This is a genomic window from Pantoea sp. SGAir0183, assembly GCF_043545505.1.
In genome coordinates this window covers 2,088,160-2,111,763 of the sequence record NZ_CP028053.1, presented here as the reverse complement: position 1 = coordinate 2,111,763, position 23,604 = coordinate 2,088,160, and the positions used below count along the sequence as shown (strand labels likewise).

General features: G+C 55.3%; 21 protein-coding genes. 8 read left to right on the top strand and 13 right to left on the bottom strand.

Features of this window, described 5'->3' with window-relative positions; genetic code table 11:
- The first annotated feature begins 117 nt into the window (after positions 1–117).
- Entirely contained in the window at positions 118–603 is a 486-nt protein-coding gene (asr, locus tag C1N59_RS09825) for an acid resistance repetitive basic protein Asr (protein ID WP_006119259.1), read from the top strand.
- Between the two features lie 278 nt (positions 604–881).
- Positions 882–1,691 (top strand): trypsin-like serine peptidase, encoded by an 810-nt coding sequence (locus tag C1N59_RS09820; protein ID WP_006119261.1) that lies wholly within the window; start codon positions 882–884, stop codon positions 1,689–1,691.
- A gap of 76 nt (positions 1,692–1,767) precedes the next feature.
- On the opposite strand, the gene hrpA is transcribed toward C1N59_RS09820, so the two are convergent.
- Entirely contained in the window at positions 1,768–5,667 is a 3,900-nt protein-coding gene (gene hrpA, locus C1N59_RS09815) for an ATP-dependent RNA helicase HrpA (RefSeq protein ID WP_394550704.1), read from the bottom strand.
- Positions 5,668–5,914: 247 nt separating this feature from the next.
- Here hrpA and azoR point away from each other — a divergent pair, with 247 nt between their 5' ends.
- Positions 5,915–6,514 carry an FMN-dependent NADH-azoreductase gene (gene azoR, locus C1N59_RS09810; protein ID WP_006119264.1) on the top strand — a complete coding sequence of 200 codons (600 nt, stop codon included), beginning with the start codon at positions 5,915–5,917 and terminating at the stop codon, positions 6,512–6,514.
- Positions 6,515–6,586: 72 nt separating this feature from the next.
- Here azoR and C1N59_RS09805 read toward each other — a convergent pair whose 3' ends face one another.
- The 3 genes from C1N59_RS09805 to C1N59_RS09795 are packed head-to-tail and all read right to left on the bottom strand — an operon-like array spanning position 6,587 to position 9,725.
- Positions 6,587–6,907, bottom strand: a complete 321-nt coding sequence (locus C1N59_RS09805) for a YdbL family protein (RefSeq protein ID WP_033741770.1) — start codon at positions 6,905–6,907, stop codon at positions 6,587–6,589.
- Positions 6,908–6,918: 11 nt separating this feature from the next.
- On the bottom strand, positions 6,919–7,107 hold the full coding sequence (locus C1N59_RS09800; RefSeq protein WP_006119266.1) for a YnbE family lipoprotein: 189 nt from the start codon (positions 7,105–7,107) through the stop codon (positions 6,919–6,921).
- On the bottom strand, positions 7,104–9,725 hold the full coding sequence (locus tag C1N59_RS09795; protein WP_394550702.1) for a YdbH family protein: 2,622 nt from the start codon (positions 9,723–9,725) through the stop codon (positions 7,104–7,106). The genes C1N59_RS09800 and C1N59_RS09795 overlap by 4 nt, the downstream gene beginning before the upstream one ends.
- A gap of 153 nt (positions 9,726–9,878) precedes the next feature.
- On the opposite strand from C1N59_RS09795, the gene C1N59_RS09790 reads away from it, so the two are divergent.
- Positions 9,879–10,871: a 2-hydroxyacid dehydrogenase gene (locus tag C1N59_RS09790; RefSeq protein ID WP_006119268.1), complete on the top strand. Its 993-nt coding sequence runs from the start codon at positions 9,879–9,881 to the stop codon at positions 10,869–10,871.
- A gap of 32 nt (positions 10,872–10,903) precedes the next feature.
- On the opposite strand, the gene C1N59_RS09785 is transcribed toward C1N59_RS09790, so the two are convergent.
- Entirely contained in the window at positions 10,904–11,179 is a 276-nt protein-coding gene (locus C1N59_RS09785) for a putative hemolysin (protein ID WP_394550700.1), read from the bottom strand.
- Between the two features lie 183 nt (positions 11,180–11,362).
- Here C1N59_RS09785 and C1N59_RS09780 point away from each other — a divergent pair, with 183 nt between their 5' ends.
- Both C1N59_RS09780 and ttcA read left to right on the top strand, forming a co-directional pair.
- Complete coding sequence (locus C1N59_RS09780) at positions 11,363–12,019, top strand: MgtC/SapB family protein (protein WP_006119272.1); 657 nt, start codon at positions 11,363–11,365, stop codon at positions 12,017–12,019.
- 435 nt (positions 12,020–12,454) lie between these two features.
- Complete coding sequence (gene ttcA / locus C1N59_RS09775) at positions 12,455–13,390, top strand: tRNA 2-thiocytidine(32) synthetase TtcA (RefSeq protein ID WP_033741780.1); 936 nt, start codon at positions 12,455–12,457, stop codon at positions 13,388–13,390.
- A gap of 53 nt (positions 13,391–13,443) precedes the next feature.
- Here ttcA and C1N59_RS09770 read toward each other — a convergent pair whose 3' ends face one another.
- The 3 genes from C1N59_RS09770 to C1N59_RS09760 all read right to left on the bottom strand — a co-directional run bounded on the left by C1N59_RS09770 (position 13,444) and on the right by C1N59_RS09760 (position 16,580).
- A complete protein-coding gene (locus C1N59_RS09770) occupies positions 13,444–13,572 on the bottom strand; it encodes a hypothetical protein (RefSeq protein ID WP_255421282.1) in 129 nt (42 codons plus the stop codon).
- A gap of 288 nt (positions 13,573–13,860) precedes the next feature.
- Positions 13,861–14,844: a zinc transporter ZntB gene (gene zntB, locus C1N59_RS09765; RefSeq protein WP_394550698.1), complete on the bottom strand. Its 984-nt coding sequence runs from the start codon at positions 14,842–14,844 to the stop codon at positions 13,861–13,863.
- Positions 14,845–14,960: 116 nt separating this feature from the next.
- On the bottom strand, positions 14,961–16,580 hold the full coding sequence (locus tag C1N59_RS09760) for a peptide ABC transporter substrate-binding protein (RefSeq protein WP_394550696.1): 1,620 nt from the start codon (positions 16,578–16,580) through the stop codon (positions 14,961–14,963).
- A 154-nt stretch (positions 16,581–16,734) separates the two neighbouring features.
- Between C1N59_RS09760 and mpaA the strand changes: the two genes are divergently transcribed.
- The gene (gene mpaA, locus C1N59_RS09755) at positions 16,735–17,442 is read left to right on the top strand and encodes a murein tripeptide amidase MpaA (RefSeq protein WP_039340227.1); all 708 of its coding nucleotides are present in this window, start codon (positions 16,735–16,737) and stop codon (positions 17,440–17,442) included.
- On the opposite strand, the gene ycjG is transcribed toward mpaA, so the two are convergent.
- On the bottom strand, positions 17,417–18,400 hold the full coding sequence (gene ycjG, locus C1N59_RS09750) for an L-Ala-D/L-Glu epimerase (RefSeq protein ID WP_006119286.1): 984 nt from the start codon (positions 18,398–18,400) through the stop codon (positions 17,417–17,419). The genes mpaA and ycjG overlap by 26 nt on opposite strands.
- 152 nt (positions 18,401–18,552) lie before the next feature.
- On the opposite strand from ycjG, the gene tpx reads away from it, so the two are divergent.
- On the top strand, positions 18,553–19,056 hold the full coding sequence (tpx, locus tag C1N59_RS09745; RefSeq protein WP_006119290.1) for a thiol peroxidase: 504 nt from the start codon (positions 18,553–18,555) through the stop codon (positions 19,054–19,056).
- 42 nt (positions 19,057–19,098) lie between these two features.
- On the opposite strand, the gene tyrR is transcribed toward tpx, so the two are convergent.
- From tyrR to pspD, 4 genes are all read right to left on the bottom strand, one after another.
- Positions 19,099–20,670 (bottom strand): transcriptional regulator TyrR, encoded by a 1,572-nt coding sequence (gene tyrR, locus C1N59_RS09740; protein WP_394550693.1) that lies wholly within the window; start codon positions 20,668–20,670, stop codon positions 19,099–19,101.
- A gap of 225 nt (positions 20,671–20,895) precedes the next feature.
- A complete protein-coding gene (locus C1N59_RS09735; RefSeq protein ID WP_394550691.1) occupies positions 20,896–21,957 on the bottom strand; it encodes a TIGR01620 family protein in 1,062 nt (353 codons plus the stop codon).
- Complete coding sequence (locus C1N59_RS09730) at positions 21,954–23,351, bottom strand: YcjX family GTP-binding protein (protein WP_394550689.1); 1,398 nt, start codon at positions 23,349–23,351, stop codon at positions 21,954–21,956. Before C1N59_RS09730 ends, C1N59_RS09735 begins: the two co-directional genes overlap by 4 nt.
- The gene (gene pspD, locus C1N59_RS09725) at positions 23,332–23,580 is read right to left on the bottom strand and encodes a phage shock protein PspD (RefSeq protein WP_394550687.1); all 249 of its coding nucleotides are present in this window, start codon (positions 23,578–23,580) and stop codon (positions 23,332–23,334) included. The genes C1N59_RS09730 and pspD overlap by 20 nt, the downstream gene beginning before the upstream one ends.
- Positions 23,581–23,604: the final 24 nt, after the last annotated feature.

Here is a 23,604-nt window from a genome sequence, read left to right as displayed (position 1 = left end):
ACAATCGGTTACACAGCGATACCAATCACCCACGGACGCGCCAGTTTTATTTTCATATAGTCTTCTCACCGGCCCCGCAGTGGGCTACACATGAAAAAATAGTCCGAGGATTTTGCAATGAAAAAATTATTTGCACTGGTAATCGCCGCTGCTATGGGTCTGTCTTCAGTTGCTTTCGCTGCTGAGACAACTGCCGCTCCTGCAACTGCTGCTCCAGCGGCTGCGACCACCACCGCTGCACCTGCTAAAGCTGAGCACAAAGCTGCTGTCCATAAGAAGCATCATAAAGCTGCACAGAAAGCGCAGGCTGCTAAGAAACATCACAAAAAAGCTGCCCAGAAAGCACAGGCCGCTAAGAAGAAAGTAGCGAAGAAAGACACTGCACAGAAAGCGCAGGCTGCTAAGAAACACACCAAAAAGCCAGCTCAGAAAGCCCAGGCTGCTAAAAAACACCACAAAAAAGCTGCCCAGAAAGCTCAGGCCGCTAAAAAGCACCACAAAAAAGCAGCCCAGAAAGCTCAGGCCGCTAAAAAACACACCAAAAAGCCAGCTCAGAAAGCCCAGGCAGCTAAAAAGCACCACAAAAAAGCCGCTAAAAAATAAGGCCGCCCTTTAGGGTCCGAGTAAGCGTTAATAATTAAAAACACCCGGTTCTGCCGGGTGTTTCTTTACTGGAGTGGCTAATATGGTCCGTCGCTATCGCTTCGAAATTATTCTGATTGTGATGATCTTATGTGGCGTTATCGCGGCCAGTTTTTTTATTTAGTCGCTGTAGCGTACTGATTCACTGAAAAAACTCCCTTTTTCACGCCTCACTGACTATAGTTATGTCACTTTAGTAATAACAAAAACGTTTTCTTTTTCTCGCTATTGAGAGTTCTATGCGCCTGGCTACCCTGTTAATCGTTGGACTTTTCAGTTTCACCGCGTTTGTTCATGCTGATGATAATGATGATTCACCGACACCCGCCGAAATTAAAATGTTGTTTTTTGGCAAAGATCATCGCCAGGCCATTACCGATGTCAGCGCGGCCCCCTGGGATGCGATAGGACAACTGGAAACCGAGAGCGGTAATCTGTGCACCGCCACGTTAATTTCTCCCCATCTTGCCCTGACGGCGGGCCACTGTTTACTGACACCTCCAGGTAAATTTGATAAACCCGTAGCGCTACGTTTTATGTCTACCAAAAAAGGCTGGCGCTACGAAATTCATGACATCGATGCGCGCGTTGAACCGTCGCTGGTGCATAAGCTGAAAGCGGATGGCGAAGGCTGGATCGTCCCCAGCAATGCAGCGCCATTCGATTACGGTTTGATTATTTTGCGCAATCCCCCTTCTGCCATTACGCCGATTCCGCTGTTTGAAGGTTCGCGTAGTGACTTAACCGAAGCGCTGAAAGCGGCGGGCCGCAAGGTGACCCAGGCAGGTTATCCCGCCGATCATCTCGACAGCCTGTATTCACACAGCGACTGCCTGATTACCGGCTGGGCGCAACGGGCGGTTTTATCGCATCAGTGCGATACCTTGCCTGGCGACAGCGGTTCTCCGCTTCTGCTGAAAGGCGATAAGGGCTGGCAACTGATAGCGGTGCAGAGTTCTGCCCCGGCGGCGAAAGACCGTTATCTGGCTGACAACCGCGCGATTGCCGTGACGTCATTTAAAGACCGGCTGGAAGCGCTGGCGCAGTAGCTCTCACCGTTACACAAAAAAGCCCGCATTTAAGAATGCGGGCTTTTTTATTCTTACAAGACCCTGTTTGCCGCCGTCAGGCGGTGATCTGCTCCATCGCCTGCATGATGCGCTTATCTGAAATGGGATAAGGCGTGCCAAGCTGCTGTGCGAACAGACTGATGCGGAGTTCTTCCAGCATCCAGCGAATATGCAGCACATCCTCATCATCCTGACGCTGCGGCGGCAGTTTGTTGCGCCAGGCCTGCCAGGCCTGTTCAAGGGCCTGAACCCGGAGCATACGGGCGCGGTCGCTGTGGGGATCAACCGGCAATTTTTCCAGCCGACGCTCAATACCGTGCAGGTAACGTAAGGTATCTGCCAGATGCCGCCAGCCATTTTGGGTCACAAATCCCCGGTACACCAGCCCATTCATCTGCGCCTTAATATCGGCCAGCGCCAGTGCCAGTGTCATATCAACCCGACCTTTAAGGCGCTTATTGATATTGAAGACCGCCGTCAGAATCTGCTCAACCTGCTTTGCTATCTCCACCACGGTATCATTCAGCTCGGCGCGGACCTTCTCGCGCAGCGCATCGAAGGCCGCCTGTTCCCAGGCCGGTCCACCCGCCTCGGCAATCAGCTTATCGATACCGCAGGCAATACAGTCATCGATCAGCTCCATCACTTTGCCATAGGGATTAAAATAGAGGCCCAGCTTGGCTTTATTCGGCAATTTTTCGTGCAGATATTTCACCGGCGACGGAATATTCAGCAACAGCAACCGACGCTGACCGCGCCACATCATTTTCTGCTGCTCATGCTCACTGTCGAATAACCGGATGGCCACACTGTCTTTCTCATCGACCAGCGCGGGCCAGGCTTTTACCTGGTAGTTGCCGCGTTTTTGCTCGTAGCTGCGAGGCAAATCGCCAAAGCTCCAGAGGTGTAAACCGCGCTGTTCCAGACCATCATCCGCCACGTTGGACAGCGTTTCCTGCACCTTGCCTTTAAGCAGCACTTTCAGCGCCGCGAGATCTTTACCTTCCCGCAGCTTACGGTTGTGTTCGTCTACCACCCGGAAGGTCATTTTCAGATGATCGGGCACCTGTTCCCATTGCCAGTCGTCCCGCTCCAGCGTCACGCCCGTCATCCGGCGGAACTCGCGCGACAGGGCATCAAGCAGCGGCATTTCCATTGCGGTCACGCGGCCTAAAAACGCCTCGGCATAGTTTGGCGCGGGCACCAGATGACGACGCAGCGGCTTCGGTAACGATTTAATCAGCGCAATAATCAGTTCACGCCGTACACCGGGAATCTGCCACTCAAAGCCGGCTTCATCGACCTGGTTCAGCAGCGGAAGCGGAATATGGACCGTCACGCCATCAGCATCCGCACCGGGTTCAAACTGATAACTCAACCTGAGTTTGAGATTGCCCTGATGCCAGACATTGGGATAGTCGAGCTGGCTGACCGTATCGGCGCCCGCTTTGATCAGCATCTGCTTATCAAAATTGAGCAGTTCCGGGGTGGTTTTGCTGACCTGTTTCCACCAGCTGTCAAAGTGGCGTGCGGAAACCACCTCTTTCCCTACACGTTGGTCGTAAAAGGCAAACAAGGTTTCGTCATCTACCAGAATGTCGCGGCGACGCGATTTATGTTCCAGGTCTTCCACTTCACTGCGCAGCTTCTGATTAGCACGGAAAAATGCGTGGCGCGTTTGCCAGTCGCCTTCCACCAGCGCGTGGCGAATAAACAATTCGCGACTCAGCGTAGGATCGATCGCGCCATAGTTGACCTTGCGCGCGGCCACAATCGGCAAGCCGTACAAGGTGACTTTCTCACTGGCCATGACGGCGCCCTGCGATTTCTCCCAGTGCGGTTCACTGTAGCTACGTTTGATCAGATGCTGTGCCAGCGGTTCTATCCATTCCGGATCGATACGCGCGGCAATACGGCCCCAGAGTCGGCTGGTTTCCACCAGCTCCGCCACCATTGTCCACTTGGGCGGTTTTTTGAATAAACCTGAGCCCGGAAAAATGGCAAAGCGCGCATTGCGTGCACCGGTAAACTCCTGCTTTTCCGCATCTTTCTGGCCGATATGCGACAGTAAACCGGTCAGTAACGCACAGTGGATCTCGCGATACTCCGCCGGTTCGCTGTTCACCGGAATACCAAGCTCACGGACCACCTGACGCAGTTGGGTATAGATATCCTGCCATTCCCGTACGCGCAGGTAGTTAAGGAAATCGGCTTTACACTGGCGACGGAAGACATTGCCGGACAGCGCTTTTTGCTGCTCGCCCAGGTAGTTCCACAGGTTAACAAAGGCCATAAAATCAGACTCTTTGTCAGCAAAACGCCGGTGTTTTTCATCGGAGGCCTGCTTCTTCTCTACCGGGCGTTCGCGCGGATCCTGTATCGACAAACCTGCCGCGATAATCATCACTTCGCGCACACAGCCGTACTGCCGGGCAGCCAGCACCATGCGTGCCAGGCGCGGATCCACCGGCAGTTGCGCCAGCTGGCGGCCCGAGCCGGTGAGCTTATAATGGCCTTCTTCGCTCAGGGTCAGCGCGCCCAGCTCCTCCAGCAATCTGACGCCGTCCTGAATATGGCGTTTATCCGGCGCTTCCACAAACGGGAACGCCGCAATATCGCCCAGTCCCAGCGCGGTCATCTGCAGAATGACTGAGGCCAGATTGGTGCGCAGAATTTCGGGATCGGTAAAGGCCGGACGGCTCAGGAAATCCGCTTCAGAATACAACCGGATACAGATCCCTTCCGATACGCGGCCGCAACGTCCTTTACGCTGATTCGCGGAAGCCTGAGAAATGGGCTCTATAGGCAGACGCTGAACTTTGGTGCGGTAGCTGTAGCGGCTGATGCGCGCCGTGCCCGGATCGATGACGTACTTGATGCCCGGCACGGTGAGCGAGGTTTCGGCAACGTTCGTCGCCAGCACGATACGTCGCCCGCTGTGTGACTGAAATACCCGATTTTGCTCACTGTTCGACAGACGCGCATACAGCGGCAGCACTTCGGTATGCGGCAAATCGCGCTTCATCAGCGCATCGGCGGTATCGCGAATCTCCCGCTCGCCGCTCATGAAGATCAGAATATCGCCCCGGCCCTCCTGGCTCAGCTCATCAACCGCATCAAATATTGCCTGAAGCTGATCGCGTTCCACATCGTCCGCCTCTTCGGCGACCGGACGATAACGGACTTCCACCGGATAAGTCCGGCCCGATACTTCAATCACCGGCGCGTTGTTAAAGTGGCGGGAGAAGCGCTGCGGATCGATAGTCGCCGAGGTGATAATGACTTTAAGATCGGGACGGCGCGGCAGCAGCTCACGCAAATAGCCCAGCAGGAAGTCGATATTCAGACTGCGTTCGTGCGCTTCATCGATGATGATGGTGTCATACTGCATCAACAGGCGATCCTGCTGGATCTCCGCCAGCAGAATCCCGTCGGTCATCAGCTTAATCTGCGTGGTTTCACCGACCTGATCATTAAAGCGCACTTTGTAGCCGACGCAGCCGCCCAGCGACGTTTCCAGCTCTTCGGCAATGCGGTTCGCGACGGTGCGCGCCGCAAGACGACGAGGTTGCGTATGGCCAATTAAACCGGTGATACCGCGTCCCAGCGCCAGGCAAATTTTGGGCAACTGGGTGGTTTTTCCCGAGCCGGTTTCACCTGCCACGATCACGACCTGATGAGCGCGAATCGCATCCGCGATATCCTGCTGTTTCTGACTGACCGGAAGATTATCCGGGAACGTGATGCGCGGTGTGGCGGCAATACGCTGGGCCACGCGCTGTTCAGCCGCGAGAATATCCTGCTCCAGTTCGGCGGCAATACCGTGTTGGGCATCAGGATTTTTCACTTTTCTGGCACCGTGCAACCGGCGTTGCAGCCGCTGCCGGTCGCGCAGCATCAGGGCATCAAGCCGCGACCAAAGCGGCGTTAAGGGAGATGAAACCGGAGAAGACATAGTAATGACGTACCTTACTCAGGCGGTATGGACTCAGCGTACAGTGCTAAGATAACCCGCTGATTAACGATAATAATTGCGCCTATCATAGCACATTCCCGTTTGCCGCGCGGACCTCGCGCATGACGGGTTGTTCAATTAATTCGAATATAGCTCTCGAAATATTGCGCTTTCCCGCTCCGTTCAATGTTTGTAAAGTGTAAGCCATTGAGCGGGAAGCCTTCCGCGTAACAGACAGGAAACTACGATGAGCAAAGTATTAGTTCTGAAATCAAGCATTCTTGCAGGCTATTCACAATCTGGTCAGCTGGCTGACTTCTATGCTGAGCAGGCAAAGGCCAAAGGCGATCAGGTGACCGTGCGTGACCTGGCAGAAAACCCGGTACCGGTGCTGGATGGTGAGTTAGTGGGCGCGCTGCGTCCTTCCGATGCGCCGCTGTCTCCGCGTCAGCAGGAAGCCTTGTCACTGTCTGATGCGCTGATTGCAGAGCTGCAGGCACATGATGTGGTGGTGATTGCTGCCCCAATGTACAACTTCAACATTCCGACGCAGTTGAAGAACTATTTCGACCTGATCGCCCGTGCTGGCGTGACCTTCCGTTATACCGAAGCCGGCCCGGAAGGCCTTGTCAAAGGCAAGCGAGCCGTGATTCTGTCCAGCCGTGGTGGCATTCACAAAGATACCGCTTCTGACCTGCTGACTCCTTACGTCAAGCTGTTCCTGGGCTTTATCGGTATCACTGATGTCGAGTTTGTGTTTGCCGAAGGCATTGCCTATGGCCCGGAAGTCGCGACAAAAGCCACCGCCGAAGCAAAAGACGCGATCAAACACATCGTTGCGGCCTGATTCGCCGATTTTATCTGGAAAACCGGGCTGAGCCCGGTTTTTTTATGCCTGCCGTACAACGTTGTCGCCCGGCTATTTCCTGAGCCACTGTCCGTTGATGCCGCGTACATATTCCCCCGCTGCGGCACGGTTTACCAGCTTCTGTCCGGCGATTCTGGCCACCTCATCCGTTGTCAGGTTGTTCTGCTCTGCCAGACGTTGATACTGTGCAGCACGACCGTCATTAATGCGTTTAACCAGTGCCAGCGTGTCGCTGTCATCTGCGCGCGGCGCAATATATCCTGACAGTGTTTCTCCCACCCGGCCTGACTGACGGGCTTCATCCAGCGTCAATGCCCAGGCGGGCAGGCTCATCGTAAGGGCCAGTAAGCATGTGATGCCGATGCGTTTCATGCGGACTCTCCTCAAAACAGGTCGCTCTGATTTTTCAGTAACGCTTCCACATCCTTGTCCACTTTAATGTGGATCTCATGCTCGATTTTCACATTCATGTTGATGGTAATCGGATCTTTTGGCGCGGCAACTTCGATGCGCGGTACACAGCCCGTCAGCGGGAGTCCGGCTATCAGCAGCAGTAAGGCCCTGAGGCTCATGGTGAGGGTTCCTTTTTCGACGGCAGAGTGGCATTTTCCTCCACCCAGGATTGCAAATTATCGCCAAAGCGCAGGCTGCGCCACAACTGGAACAGGTTTTCCTGATGACGATAGTTTAAATTTACGGTCTGGTTGCGGTTGCTGAAACGGCTGGTGCCCTGCACCTGCGCGACCATGGTCAGTTCGCCCAGATTATCCAGATTCAGCGTGGCCCAGGAACGCGAAATCTCCATATAGCGCAGCCAGTCCATCGCGGCGCCTGCCGCAATATTATTTGCGGTGATGGCATCGGCCATGTCTTTATCCATCCGGAAGGTCAGCGGCCCGCTGTTGGCAATCCAGCCATTTTCGATGATCCAGCGCGCATTCGTGATCCACAGCGGTAATTCGCCATTCACCCTGCCCGACATCGCGAACTGCCTGGGTTTAATCGCGCTGACGAGTTTACTCAGGCTGATATCCCGAAGCGACACGCGCGCCGGGCTGTGCTGTGGCATCCGCAGAGACGGCATCGTAATTTTCCCGCCCAGCAGATCCATGCTGACATCCTGCAACCAGAGCGGATCGTTTTCCCCCCATGGCCAGGCGCCTTGTAAGTCAGCCTGAATATTCTGCAGGGCAAACTGATTCTTGATTTCTGCGATGCGCAATGAAACCGGTCCACGTAAGCCAAAATGCCACTGTTGGTTTTGCAGACGGAATGGCAGCGAGAAATCGATGCCGTTAATCTGGCTGTCTGGCGTCCAGACGCTGCCGTTTTTCACCGTCCAGTGTCCGCCCGCGTGAAAACCCTGCTGAGCGGCGGCAGAAAACGCCACCTGAGCGCGCAGTTCGCCCGCGCGAATTTTCATTTTCAGATCGGGGCTGAGCAACGGCTGAAAAACCGTCAGCGACTGCGTGGGCCACCAGGCCTGACCGCGCAGGCGCTCGCCATCCCAGCGCCCGTTAACCCGTACCGGGCCGACCTTGCCGGCTTTCAGTTCGCCGCCCCAGACAAAATGACCGGGATCGCGCCCGCGGGCGGCAAAATCCAACGTTGAGTGAGCCAGCCAGCCCCCGTAGCTGAAGTGCGTCTGACCGGCCTGCATCTGAAATTTTCCGTCAAAGGAAGGCTTGTCCGCCTCTCGCTGCCAGTTCACCGGGGCAGTCAGGATTAAACGCGGCTTTTCCACCCGCACGCTGCCGTATTGCATCTGGTTAAAACCGGTCGACAAGGTATCAAGATGGATAAGCGTGCCGCGCCAGCCACCGGTTCCCCTGACATCCCATTTCGCCTGTAACGGATGCATCTCGCCTTCTCCCCAGTAGCGCCAGCGCCATTCACCCGTATCCGGCCAGAAGTCACGGGCCCCGCCGTCCAGATGCAGGGTGAAGCGGCCAAAGCTGGGATCGTGCGCGCGCAGAATGGCCTGCAGGCGTCCAGAAATGCCCCGGGACGATAAGCGCACCCCCGCCAGCGGCCAGCGCGCTTCATCCACGTTCAGCGTTGAAAGTAAACGCCCGCGCAGGCGCAACAGTGCGTTGGGTTTAACAATCAGTTCGGGATTCAGTAATGATCCGGTCAGTTGCCCAGGAATACTGCCGAACAGCTGCATGGCAGCAAATTTACTGTCGCCGGTCAGTTGTAACGGCAGCTGGCTTTGCGTCAGGCTGAGATGACCGGGACCTATGCCCAGAACGACATTGCCTTTGCCGCCCCGCCCCTGCGTCAGCAGGTTAAGGCGGCCAGTGACCGTTGTGGCATCCAGCCCGGCCTGCCAGTTATCCAGCGTCAGCGTCACAAAGCCCGACAAGGGTTGCGCCGTGAGTGGCCAGTAATATTCACCCTTCTCAATAGTGATGCGGTCACGGCTGGCCTGCCACGGAAGACGCAGCAAGGGACGGGCAGCATCCGCTGTGGTGATGTTCAGCAGGCCGCTTTCATGCTGCCAGCTCAGTGCCGCTTTTAGCGGTTGCGGAAACCCGTCCAGGGCCAGCGCGCCCGCGATCTCGCCGTTAACCGGCAGGCCGTTAGCGTATTGCGGCAGTTCAAAATGACCTTTGAGGCTGAGCGGCTCGGGAAGCGCCGGATGGGTGATCGTCAATTGTCTGACCATCAGCTGCTGACCTTCCAGCGTGGCCTCAAGCTGTAAATTATCGCCCCGGTAATGCAGCTGCTGGCTGGCTTTATTAAGGGTCAAATCCAGGCCACCGGCATAGTCCTGCCAGGGCGAGATCGTCAGCTTATCAATGTGAATATCTGCGCCCGGCAGCATGGCCTGCCACTCTGCCAGCGTTTTCGGTGCGGTTGAGGCGGTTTGTGATTCGGGCAGCTGTTGCAGGCATTCGCTTTGCAACGTGACCTGTTGTGCGTTGAGCGTCCAGCGCGACTGTTGCCGGCCCAGCGCCGCGTTTTTGACGCTCGCCAGGCGACAGTCACCGGCTAAATAATGAAGAGATGGGAAAATGAGTTGCCCGTCATGCCAGCGTGGGCTGTTTTCCAGTTCGACGCGCGTGCCTGCAGGTAGCCAGAGGCCCACCAGACGCGGCAGCCACTGTGTAAGAGTCAGCAGTAATCCCAGCAGCAATAAAATCAGCGCCAGAATCGCGGCCAGGCGTCGACGGAAACTCCGTGGCATGAAAACAAGACTCCTTTTTTTTCAATATCCTGGGCGTAATGATGGCACGTAACACGCCGAAGGTGAAGGTTTGACCGGTAAGGTTAAAGAGGTGTCAGCAAAAAGTAAGAGAAAACGTTATCCTTGTTGCATCCCTTTTTCAGGAGCACCACGATGAAAATCGCCGTATACAGTACTAAACACTACGACCAGAAATATTTTGAACAGGTCAATAAACAGTATGGTTTCGATCTGGTCTTTTATGATTTTTTGCTGAGCGAAAGCACGGCCAAGACCGCCGTAGACTGTGATGCGGTTTGCCTTTTTGTGAATGACGACGGTAGCCGCCCGGTGCTGGAGGAACTGGCGGAATTGGGGGTGAAATTTATCGCCCTGCGCTGCGCCGGATTTAATAATGTCGATCTGAAAGCCGCGGCTGAACTGGGTCTGGAAGTGGTTCGCGTGCCCGCCTATTCCCCAGAAGCCGTCGCTGAACATGCCGTCGGCCTGATGATGACATTGAATCGCCGTATTCATCGCGCCTATCAACGCACCCGCGATGCGAATTTTTCGCTGGACGGCCTGACCGGTTTTAATATGCATAACAAAACCGCCGGCATTATTGGCACCGGCAAAATAGGCATAGCCACCCTGCGCATCTTAAAAGGATTTGGCATGCGTTTACTGGCCTTCGATCCCTATCCTTCGGAACAGGCGTTATCGCTGGGCGCGGAATATGTCGATCTGAAAACCCTGTTTGCCGAGTCGCATGTGATTACACTGCATTGCCCGTTAACGCCGGAAAACCATCATCTGCTTAATGCTAACGCGTTTGCGCAGATGCGCGATGGCGTCATGATTATTAATACCAGTCGGGGTGGGTTAATTGATTCTCAGGCCGCCATTGATGCACTTAAGCAGCAAAAAATTGGCGCGTTAGGCATGGACGTTTATGAGAATGAGCGGGATTTGTTCTTTGAAGATAAATCGAATGATGTCATTCAGGATGATATTTTCCGCCGCCTGTCAGCCTGCCACAACGTGCTGTTCACAGGCCATCAGGCTTTTTTGACCGCTGAAGCTCTGACGGCGATTTCAGAAACCACGCTGGAAAACCTCAGCCGGCTTCATCGTGGCGAAGACTGTCCGAACCGGGTGACGGCCTGATAACGCAGGCCGGTCACAGCCGGCCTCCGCGTTTAGCGGGCGCAGTTACCGCCGAGCAATGCCTGCTCGCTGCAGCGGCGTCCGTTGACTAACTGACACATGCCGATGCGCGAGCCGTCCAGTTGATTTGAAAACGCCAGCGTTCCCCCTGCATTGGTACAACTGGCCTCCGCCATTGCAGACATAACCACACGTGGCTGAACGTGGGCGGCGGTGGCTTGTTGTGGCGGCTCGTTGTCATCGCTGTTACTGCTGCAGGCAGACAATAACAACGCGGCACCAGCCAGCAGAAAAGTCTCGGCTTTCATCAATCAGACTCCGGGAAGGTGAGTTAAAGGCTAAGCAAGAATATGTCAGCCCTGACAAGGGGTCGAGAGAAGAAATAGCTTTTTACAAAAAATATCCTGACCTATTACAAGCAGAATTATCCTGTTATCACATAGTCACGTGGCGGAATATAGTTTAACCATGATGTCGAACGGAGAAAAAGAATGTTAATGGATATGCTGATTCGTATCGCGCTGGCGGGCATTCTGGGCGGTCTGATTGGCCTGGAACGTCAGATGCGTGCCAAAGAAGCCGGATTACGTACTCATATTCTGGTGGGAATTGGCAGTGCGATGTTTATGCTGGTGTCTAAATATGGCTTTGCCGACATGTTGATGAAGGATCACGTTGCACTCGATCCCAGCCGCGTCGCGGCACAGGTTGTCAGCGGCATGGGTTTTCTGGGTGCCGGAACGATTCTGATCCAGAAACAGGTGGTTAAAGGCCTGACGACGGCAGCCGGGCTTTGGGTTACCGCCGCAATCGGCCTGGTCATCGGGAGCGGCATGTATGAAATCGGCATTTACGGCACCGTGCTGGCTCTGGTGGTGCTCGAGGTTTTCCGCCGTTTGAGTCATTTACTGATTGGTAAACACCATACGTTAATTGTTTATCTCAAGGCGAAAAGCGTGCCGCTGGTGCTGTTGGTCATGCAACGCGAAGGCATCCGCTATGGCAATATTTCGGTCATTAACCGGGACGAGGAAAGCGGTTTATGTGAATTAAGCGTTCAGGTTACCCTCTCCCGGAAATCCAGTGATGCGCATCTGTATGACAAAATCATGGAAGTAAAGGGCGTGCAGTCGCTGGAGATGATGTAGGACATGGATGCTGCGTTGTGCCGCTTCCGCACGATAAAAGCGTAGATGCACGTTCTTGTCGGGCGGGATAAATCCCACCCGACAGTAGACATATCCTTACCCTCACCATGAGATCTTCATTTCTGCTTTCATTGCGGCTTATTGTCGGCGTGAATAACGCCTTTATCTGACCGTGTTTATTCTCTGCTTTTCATCTTATCTCTCTTGCCAGTGCAGTTGGCAAAAATAAGACGGAAGGCAAAATATCGTGGTCAGTCACCATCAGGTTTATGCTTAACGATAATTGATATTGGAAATTGCACGCGTAATCCGTACCATACGCGGCATACTTTGCCTGCTGACAATCTTCGGCGGGTGATAACCTGTCATAAAAGCAAATCAGGGGGCACGGCAACAGGCTCAAATGTGCCCCTTTGATTATTGAGAAGCGACGTAATGCTGCAAAATCAAGAAATTAACAAGAAAGAACAGTACAACCTCAACAAACTCCAGAAGCGTTTGCGTCGTCACGTAGGCGAGGCCATTGCCGATTTTAATATGATCGAAGAAGGCGACCGCATCATGGTTTGCCTGTCCGGTGGTAAAGACAGCTATACCATGCTGGAGATCCTGCGTAGCCTGCAGAAGAGCGCGCCGGTGAGTTTCAGTCTGGTGGCAGTCAATCTTGATCAGAAGCAACCCGGTTTTCTAGGGCATATCCTGCCGGAATATCTTGAGGCGCAAGGTGTTGAGTACAAAATTGTCGAGGAAGACACCTACTCTATCGTTAAAGAGAAGATTCCAGAGGGCAAAACCACCTGCTCGCTGTGCTCGCGTCTGCGTCGTGGCATCTTGTACCGCACAGCCACAGAGCTGGGCTGTACCAAAATTGCGCTGGGCCACCATCGCGATGACATCCTGCAAACGCTGTTTTTGAATATGTTCTACGGCGGCAAGATGAAAGGCATGCCACCGAAGCTGATGAGCGATGACGGGAAACACATTGTCATTCGTCCACTGGCCTACTGCCGCGAGAAAGATATCATTCGTTTCTCCGAAGCGCGTCAGTTCCCGATTATCCCGTGTAACCTGTGTGGTTCTCAGCCTAACCTGCAGCGTCAGGTGGTGGCAGATATGCTGCGCGACTGGGATAAACGCTATCCGGGCCGGATTGAAACCATGTTCAGCGCGATGCAGAACGTCGTGCCGTCACACATGGCCGACGTGAATCTGTTTGATTTCAAAGGCATTCAGCACGGGGATGCGGTGGTGGATGGCGGCGATCTCGCTTTCGATCGCGAAACCCTGCCAGTGAATCCGGTTGGCTGGCGCAGCGATGAAGACGATGCACCCGATGTCAGTGAACGCCTTGATGTTTTAGAGATTAAATAACGCTGCTGAATACATTAAAGGTAAAGGGCATGCGCGTAAACGCATGCCCTTTTTTATACGTTGCGGTGAGGCGGCGGGTCCATTATCGGCGGAAACTCCGGATCCGGTGGCGGATCGGGTTGCGGCTGAGGAATGGGGGGCGGATCGGTTGGAATCGGCTCGCTGTTATGTATCGCCTTCATACCGTGCTCCTCTGTAGCGAATGAACATTAAGCTTAGGAAAGATTAGGCCTTTCAGCCAGCAGGTAAAAAAAAAGCCGGCAACAAGGCCGGCGTAGGTCGAATCAACTGTACTATGCAGTTATTCAAAAAAAGGAAGTAAGACAATATGGAGCGCAACGCCCATCGCTTGACGTTGCATTCACCTGCGGGAGAGAGTTTGCGTCAGTTGCCTCCGGCAGGTATTGATGTCGATCAGCTTTACTTCTGTTAAGCCCTCTGTCACTAAGGCAATTCACAGGCTTTGTCTGTCAAAGCCAACGCCGCTTACGTAAGTATCCCGCCACGCCTAACGCCAGTATGACCAGTAAAATACAGAACACGCTGAAGCCGTAGCGCCATCCGCCGCCGGGAATGCCGCCCAGGTTGACACCAAACAGCCCGGTTAAAAAGGTAGCGGGCAGAAAAATCATCGCCATCAACGACATCGTATAGGTGCGGCGATTCATGGATTCGGCCATTACCGAGGCGACTTCATCGGCCAGCACGGCCGTTCTGGCTACGCCCGCGTCCAGATCGTCCAGGCCGCGCCCCAGCCGGTCGGCAATCTCCTGCATGCGGCGGCGCTCACTGTCGTCCATCCAGGGCAGTTTCTCACTGGCGAGCCGGGCAAAAACATCACGCTGTGGAGCCATGTAACGGCGCATCACAATCAGCTGTTTGCGCAGCAGGCCCAGTTCACCCCGCGGGGGAATGCGTTGGTCCAGTAAGGCATCTTCGAGCTCAATGATTTTGTCATGCAGATCTTCGATAAATTCGCTGGTGTGACCGGTTAACGCATCGCAGACCTCGACCAGCCAGCTGCCACAGTTGACCGGGCCGTTACCGTTTTCGAGATCGGTCAGCACTTCATCCACGGCAAACACTTTACGTCGCCGGGTGGACACAATGAGCTGATCGTTAATAAACACCCGCATTGCCACTAACTGGTCAGGGCGCGCATCGCTGTTATGGTTCACGCTGCGCAGGACAATCATAAAACCATCCCCCAACCGGGACACGCGAGGCCGCATGCTTTCACCGGCCAGCGCATCACGCACGGCATCCGGGATCTGAGGCGTGGATTGCAGCCATTCAGCGCTGCGGGGATGGGTATAATTGAGATGCAGCCAGCAGGGATGCTCATCGTGCAGCATCTGGGTTTCATCAATCGGTATCATGCCGCCCTTCCCATCCAACTGGCAGGAAATGATGGCATCTGTTACCTGAAGCGATTTTCCTTTCACACCGTCCACACCGTTACCCCGCTATCAAAATCAATACGATACAGTCTAGCGTGGCGGTGTTGAGTTGCAATCCTGAGCCTGTGTACAAAGATGTCAGAAGGCGGCCCGTGGCAGACCGCTTTAGATCAGTGTTTCTCAATCCACAGTTCACGGCTGTAGGCGACGTCTTCCGGGTTGGTGATCGGATAGCCTTTCACCCACGGCTTGATCAGGCGACCATTGGTGTACTGGTAAATGGGCGCGATGGGGGCCTGTTCCGCAATGATTTGTTCGGCCCGGTTGTAATCTGCATTACGGGCCTGGTCACTGGTTTCCATGCTCGCCTTGGCGATCACGGCATCATATTCGGCATTTTTGAAGCGCGGGATATTACTGCTGTTGCCGGATGTCAGCAGAGTTAAAAAGGTCGACGGCTCATTGTAGTCCCCCACCCAGGAGGCGCGGATGACGTCAAAGCGTCCAGAGTTACGGCTGTCGATATAGGTTTTCCACTCCTGATTTTCCAGCTTCACGTCCACGCCAAGATTCTTCTTCCACATGGATGCAACCGCAATGGCAATCTTCTGGTGGCTTTCAGACGTGTTATACAACAGCGTCAGCTTCAGGGGTTTCGCCGGCCCGTATCCTGCCGCCGCCAGCAACGCTCTGGCCTGCGCGTCCATCTCTTGTTGATTATGCTGTTGCTGCAAGGCAGGCAGCGGTGTAAATCCGGCGGTCACATCTGGTGTAAAGTGCCAGGCCGGTTTTTCACCCGTGCCCAAGACGTTGTCCGCGATAACCTGGCGATCGATACTCCATGACAGCGCTTTGCGTACGCGCGCATCGGCCGTAGGGCCCTGCTGCGTATTAAACGCGTAATAGTAGGTTCCGAGTTGTTCCGGCGTATAAACCTGCCCCGGCAGCGTCTTTTTCAGCAGGGCATACATGTTTTTAGGAAACGATTCGGTAATGTCCACATCGCCCGCGCGGTAGCGCTTGGTGGCGCTGGATTCTTCGTTGATGGGCAAAAAGGTCACTTTAGTTAACACGGAGTGCGCGTTATCCCAGTAGCGGGGATTACGCACCAGTACGATTTTTTCGTTAACCACTCGGCTGTCAAGTTGGTAAGCGCCGTTTCCGACCAGCTTGCCGGGCTGTGTCCACTGATCGCCCTCTTTCTCAATCACGCGTTGCGGGACGGGATAGAAAGCCACATTAGACACCATGGCCGGAAACCAGGGCACCGGGCGCGAGAGCGTCACTTTCAGGCGGTGTTTATCCAGCGCGGTGACGCCCAGTTTGTCCGGTGTTGTCGTCCCTTTAGTGATAGCGTCCGCCTCACTTAAACCACTGAGCGCGACAAAAGAGGCCTGAGACGAACTGGTTTTAGGATCCACTACGCGCTGCCAGCTGTAGACAAAATCCTGTGCAGTGACGGGCTCGCCATCAGACCAGCGTGCATTATTGCGCAGGGTGAAAATCCAGACTTTGTTATCACTGCTGCTCCAGCTTTGTGCCACGCCCGGCACAATTTTCCCGTGAGCATCCTGGCTGGTGAGCCCTTCGTAGAGATCGCGCATCACCTGGATTTCGGGCAGTCCCACGGCTTTAGCCGGGTCAAGTGACGCAGGCTCATCTTTAATGTGACGGACGATCTCTTGTTTTGCGGCGAGCTGCGCGCCTGCGGGCACCTCTGCGGCAAAAACGGGTAAGGTGGCGCTAAGCAGACTCAGGGCGGTTAGCGTTGGAGAAAAGCGAATAATCATGTTCACCCCTTTACGATAAAGAAGTGCTGCATCAGCGTCTCACTGAGTCAGCCTGTTACCGGCCACTTTATCGCAAATTGCTGATTGATAAATAGCTATTTTCCCCCGGCGGCTTTTCCGCTACTTTTAAGGAAACCCTCTGGAGAATGTCACTATGCCGTCAATGCATCCCCGCTCACAGCGCGGAAAACTGGCTATTTCCTGGCAGCAATACGGGCGTTCCGTTCTGGGTGCCCCGCTGCTCTGGTTTCCCGCTAATCAGACTGACAGCAACAGTGGACTGATTCTGGCTGGCACGCACGGTGATGAAAACGCCGCGATTGCGGCCCTTTCTGCGGCGCTGCGCACCCTGCCTGACGGCCTGCGCCGTCATCACGTTGTTCTGGCGGTCAATCCCGACGGCTGCCAGCTGGGGCTGCGGGCGAATGCTAATGGCGTTGACCTGAACCGTAACTTCCCGGCGGCTAACTGGCAGTCAGGTGAAACGGTGTACCGCTGGAACAGCGCGGCAGACGCGCGGGATGTGACGCTTTCGACAGGGGCACATCCCGCCTCAGAGCCGGAAACCCAGGCGTTATGCAGCCTGATTCATCAGCTAAAACCGGCCTGGGTGGTTTCCTGGCATGAGCCGCTGGCCTGTATCGACGATCCGCATCACGCCGAGGTCGGTGCCTGGCTGGCCGCGCAGACGGGTTTGCCGCGCGTCAGCAGCGTGGGCTATGCCACGCCCGGCTCCTTTGGCAGTTGGTGTCACGACCTGAGTCTGCCGTGCGTGACCGCAGAGATGCCCGTCATTGCGGTAGATGAGGCGACGGAAACGTGGCTGGAGGTGATGGTTAATCTGCTACGCTGGCAGCCGTGATTAATGCCCCGTTCTGTACCTTCAGGGCGGGCTCGACATCAACAGCCAGCCAGGTGGCACCATCCAAATCGGCAAAGCGCACCATAGGTACCAGCGGCAAGGCGGCGCGAATCGCCCGGGACGTACAGATCATGCAGCCCAACATCAGCGTAAAGCCCTGATCGCGCGCAGCCTGTGCCAGCGCCAGCGCTTCCGTCAGCCCACCGGCTTTATCAAGTTTGATATTCACCATGTCGTAGCGCCCATGCAGCGCGGGCAGGCTTTCCCGCGTGTGGCAACTTTCATCGGCACAGATGGGTAAAGGGTGAATAAAATTTGCCAGCGCCTCGTCTTCTCCAGCCGGTAACGGCTGTTCCAGCATAGCGATTTCCAGATCGGCTAACAGCTGGCAGCGTGCCGCCAGCCCTTCGGCGTGCCATGACTCATTCGCATCCACGATTAACGTGGCGTCGGGCACCGCCGCACGGATCGCCATCAGGCGCTCAGTGATAAAGTTGTTGTCCATTTTAATTTTGAGCAGCGTTGCGCCATGCTGCCACAGTGCCTGGGCACTGCTGGCCATCGCCTCTGGTGTATCAATGCTGACCGTTTGTGCGGTGACAACTGACGCGATCGGTGCAATGCCGACGACCTGTTCCAGCGTGCGGTGCTGCTGCCGGGCGGCCAGATCCCACAGCGCGCAGTCAATGGCATTTCGGGCGGCCCCTGCGGGCAACAGCGTTTGCAGTGCCTCGCGGGTCAGGCCCTGCTGAAGCTGGGGCATCACCGTCGCGATGTGCTCCAGCACCAGCGCTTCGCTTTCGCCATAGCGCGTATAAGGCGTGGCTTCTCCCGTGCCTTTTACTCCGTTTTCTTCAATTTCCACCACCACGACTTTGGCTTCAGTGCGGCTGCCGCGCGCGATGACAAACGGCGTATGCAACGGCCAGGCTTCGGGATAACATTTTACCGTCCTCATTAGCGCTCCTTGTTATCAGCGATTCATCACTGTCATTTAAATTCAGGCAACAATTACACTCGTAAACCCTTAAAATTTATGTCATAAACAAAGGCTATATCTGTACTGATGCCCTATTTTTTTGTCAGATAACATCATTAGAAGGAATTCGTATGTCTCAGACTGTTCACTTTCAGGGCAACCCGGTAGCGGTTGCTGGCCAGTTTCCACAGCCCGGCGATAGCGCTAAACCTTTTACGCTGGTGGCCAAAAACCTCGCGAATGTCTCACTCTCTGAGTATGCAGGAAAACGCAAGATTCTGAATATTTTTCCCAGCGTCGATACTGGCGTGTGTGCGTCTTCGGTACGTAAATTTAACCAACTGGCGGGCGAACTGAATAATACCGTGGTGTTATGCATTTCAGCCGATCTGCCGTTTGCTCAGTCGCGCTTTTGCGGCGCAGATAACCTGAATAACGTGGTCACGCTGTCCACGCTGCGCGGTGGCGAGTTCAAACAGGATTACGGGGTGGAAATTGCTGACGGTGCCCTGCAGGGCCTGACCGCGCGTGCCGTCATCGTGCTGGATGAGCATGACAACGTGCTTTACAGCCAGCTGGTGAATGAGATCACCACCGAGCCGGATTATGATGCCGCGCTTGCCGCACTGAAATAAGACGGGACACAGCGGATAAGCGCCCGCTTATCCGCTGTGTTGTTATTCGCCGTCGCTGTCCCCGCGTTTCTGCCCTAACCCGTATTCCCGCAACTTATTGGCAATCGCCGTGTGCGAAACGCCAAGCCGTTTTGCCAGTTTTCGCGTACTGGGATAAGAAAGATACAAACGCGTGAGGATGGAACGTTCAAAGCGACGGGTAATCTGATCCAGCGTACCTTCCATCGCCTCTTCTCCCAGCGACACATCAAGCGCCTGTTCCGGCAGTACGATGTCCTGAGGGCGCAATTCGTGGCCTTCGAGCTGGGTCAGCGCCCGATACAGCGCGTTTTTCAACTGACGCACATTGCCCGGCCAGTTGTAACGCACCAGAAACGCGTTGAGCTGCGAAGAAAGGCGTGGTCGGGGAATCCCCTGTACATCGGCAAAACGCGCCACAAACATTTCCGTCAGCGGCATGATGTCCTGCACACGCTCGCGCAGCGGCGGCAGGTTAAGCGTCAGGACGTTAAGGCGATAGAACAAGTCTTCCCGGAACTCGCCACGCTGCACCAGTTCGAATAAATTCTTCTGCGTGGCGCAAATGACGCGCACGTTGACATGCACTTCATGCTCTTCCCCGACGCGACGGAAGGTGCCGTCATTCAGGAAGCGCAGCAGCTTGGTCTGCATCGTGGGCGACATTTCGCCAATTTCATCCAGCAGCACCGAGCCGCCATTGGCCTGTTCGAAAAAGCCCTTTTTGCCTTCCAGCGCATTGGGATACGCGCCCGCCGCGTGACCAAACAGCTCACTTTCCGCCACATCATCGGGAAGTGAAGCGCAGTTAAGTGCCAGAAACGGCATTTTTCCACGCGCACTGCGTAAATGGCAGGCACGGGCCAGCATATCTTTACCGGTGCCGGTATCACCAATAATCAGTAATGGCGCATCATGCATTGCCAGTTTACGTGCCTGCTCCACCACCTGACGCATTTTGGGCGTCACGGCGACGATATGATCGAACTCCGTTTCGTCCGTCACCACCAGGTTTTGTAACTGGCGCCCCATCCTGGCGGTGGACTTCAGCATTACCATCGCACCTACCAGCTGATCCTGCTGTTCGCTGTCGGCAGACAGATAGATGGGATGGGCTTCCATCAGAAAATCGCGCCCTTCAATGACCACATGCTGCGCCTGCGCCTGAACACGTTCGCTTTCCAGCCAGCGGCCAAAATTAAAACCGTTGATCAGGTGGTCGGCATTCACATTGCGGATCTTGTTCTCATCCAGATTAAACAGGTTTTGCGCGGCCGGGTTGGCCAGTTCTACCTTGCTTCTGAGATCAACAGAAAAAACCGGCTCGGGCATGGCAACCAGCAAGGCGCTCAGTACCCGATGCTCACGCTCTGAAGGCATATAGGGCACCGTGCGAACATCCGTTACGCCCGGCGTGCGACGGATTTCTGCCATCAGGTTACTGAACTGCTCAAACTCAAGCGTGGAGAAATTAAGATAGATGCGGCCTGATGAGGCCACTTCGATGCCGCGAAGATCGATTCCGCGCGCCACCAAAAGATCCAGTAATTCGCGCGCCAGGCCGATTCGGTCCTGACAAAACACTTCTAAACGCATTGCGTGGGCCTTATCCGTTTATTATCCGGCGATAATACGCTAAACCCCTACGCCGCAGAAAGGGGGCTGTCAGGAAAAGTTGACAGCCTTTATGCAAGCGCGTTTTTTTTAAACGGCAGGCTGCGGCGATGGCGGGAGAGCCCTGACGGTGACATTCGCTCAACGTTGTCAGGAGATAAAGCACAGAAGGCACAGCATCTGCACTCACGTTTCAGTGCACAACCGTTACTGGCGTTTCTCTCCGCCCCTCTGCAGCGCTTCTTTTATCTGGCCGATCAATTCACGACGGTAGTCGCCCAGGCGGGGTTTGTCGTTTTCCAGCCAGGGTAACGGCCGACACAGCTCCATGGCTTTAATGCCAAGACGCGCGGTCAGCAGGCCTGCGCCAATGCCCTGCGCGGCACGGGCGGACAGGCGCGCCGCGATATCCTGCGACATCCAGTCCATGCCCACTTCACGCACCAGCTCAGACGCGCCGGCAAATGCCATATTCAGCAGCACCAGCCGGAACAGGCGCAGTCGGCTAAAGTAGCCCAGTTCAATACCGTAAATAGCGGCAATACGGTTGACCAGCCTGATATTGCGCCAGGCAATAAAGGCCATATCGACCAGCGCCAGCGGACTCACCGCAATCATCAGGGCGGATTCTGCGGCATGACGACTGATTTCCCGCCGGGCCTGGCGATCGAGCACCGGCTGCACCAGTTGGGCATACAACCGCACGGTTTCACCGTCATTATGGGTTTCATGGAGCGAAGCATGCCAGCGTTGTAACGCAGGATGCGCCTGATCGAGTTCGGCCTGGCGAGCCAGTTTTTCGCAAAAATCCCGCCCTTTACCCACGCTGTGGCTGTTAAGCAGTTCCCGACCCAGATCGCGCTCTTCTGCACGCTGACGCAGCTGATACAGTCGTCGCCACTCGTCGGTTAACGCGCCGACACCCGCGGCCACGATCAGTCCCCCGGCCATCCCGCTGCCCAGCGCAAACCAGTCGTGCGCCAGCCAGGCGTTGTGGATCCACTGCACGCCCTGCGCCACGATGCTGATCCCAAACAGGCCCAGCCCGGCACCGACCATGTTGCGCCACAAACTGCGTTTGGGTTTCAGAGCCGCTTCGACGGCGCGCTCCCCTGCACTTTCCTCTTCCACCACCGTCTCGCTTTCTGCAACGGCTAAAAACGCGTCCCGGGCTTCCGCGTCGAAGGTTTGCGCCGGACGCAACACGTCATTCGGCTTGTCGTTCAGCGGCGTGGCAAAATCAATACGCGGCTTTAACGGATCGCTCATCGCAATTTATCTCCCAGTAAAAATTCCAGTGCCGCATCCATGCGGATGTGCGGCAGAGGACGATCGATATCAAGTTGCTGTGGGCGAAACTGCTCAAACTGAAAACCCTGTTGTTGCCAGAACGCCGCCCCCGGCAGGCGCGGGGGAACTTCACCCGGATAGACCGTAAGTACCTCGCCATCCGCTAAGCGGTGCCCGCGCAACGCGGGGATTTTTTCACCCTGATGATCAACCTGTCCACTCTGGGTCGCCTGTACCGAAGCCAGACCAATACAGTCCATGCTGATACCTTCAAATGCGGCATTTTGCCAGGCATCCTGCACCAGTTGCTGTAACAGGGAAACCATATTGCCGTGCTGGTCGTGAGTAATGTGATCGGCTTTGGTGGCGGCGAACAACAGCTTATCGATCACCGGCGAAAAGAGACGGCGAAACAGCGTGCGCTGACCGTAGTGAAAACTCTGCATAAGCTGCGTAAGGGCTAACCGCATATCGTTAAAGGCCTGCGGGCCGCTGTTGAGCGGTTGCAGGCAGTCCACCAGCACAATCTGGCGGTCAAAGCGTACGAAATGGTTTTTATAGAATCCTTTAACAACATGCTGGCAGTAGTAATGAAACCGCTGTTGCAGCATGGCGAAATTGCTGCCTTTGTCCGCCTGCGCCAGTTTCGCCGCCTGGGCATCGTCAGCGGTAGGCCACGGAAAAAACTGTAGTGCGGGCGCGCCCGCCATATCGCCGGGCAGCACGAAGCGGCCTGGCTGGATAAAGTGTAATCCTTCGGCTTTGCAGCGATGCAGGTAGTCAGTCCAGGCCTCGGCAATGTCGGCTAAACGGTTCTCGTCAGCCGGTGCCAGCGGATCGAGGCGCTGACACAGGTCGCGCCAGGGTTGCGCCCACAGGGCGCGATCGCCCTGCAACAAGCCGTTCATCTGGCGTGACCAGGTCAGGTAATCCTGTGCCAGCATTGGCAGATCAAGCAACCATTCGCCGGGGTAATCAACGATTTCAAGATAGAGCGTGGCGGTCTCTTTCAGATGACGCAGCAGCGAGTCATGCGGACGGTAACGTAACGCCAGGCGCATTTCGCTGACGCCACGCGTGGGCGTGGGCCAGGCAGGTGGTGAACCGTAAAGCTGCGCCAGCCCTTCATCATAGGTGAAACGGGCCGTGCCCATGTCACGTTGCGGCACGCGTTTCACCCCTAACAGGCGTTCATCACGCACAACGGAAAACAGCGGCAAACGAGCGCCGCTGTGGACAGAAAGAAGTTGGTTGACCAGCGAGGTGATAAAAGCTGTTTTACCACTGCGGCTGAGACCGGTGACCGCCAGGCGAAGGTGGCGGTCGACGCCGCGATTCATTAATGCTATCAGTTCAGTTTGCAGTCTTTTCATCGTTTTCCCTGATGAAGCGCGACGCTACCCGGTTCATCACGCGTTTCAATAGCGGCTCAAGCGCCAGGCCAAGCAAAATGCGCAGTGGACGGCGCGCGACCGATTTGACGGCCCAGCCGGCCACACCGGCAGGCCCGTAAGTAACAGCATTGATAATGATGAATCTGGCGGCTGACTTCAATGCAGGTGTGGCACGATGGCGAAACGTTGCTGCGCGCGAAACGGTCATGAATACCTCCCGGTCATCAGCAGA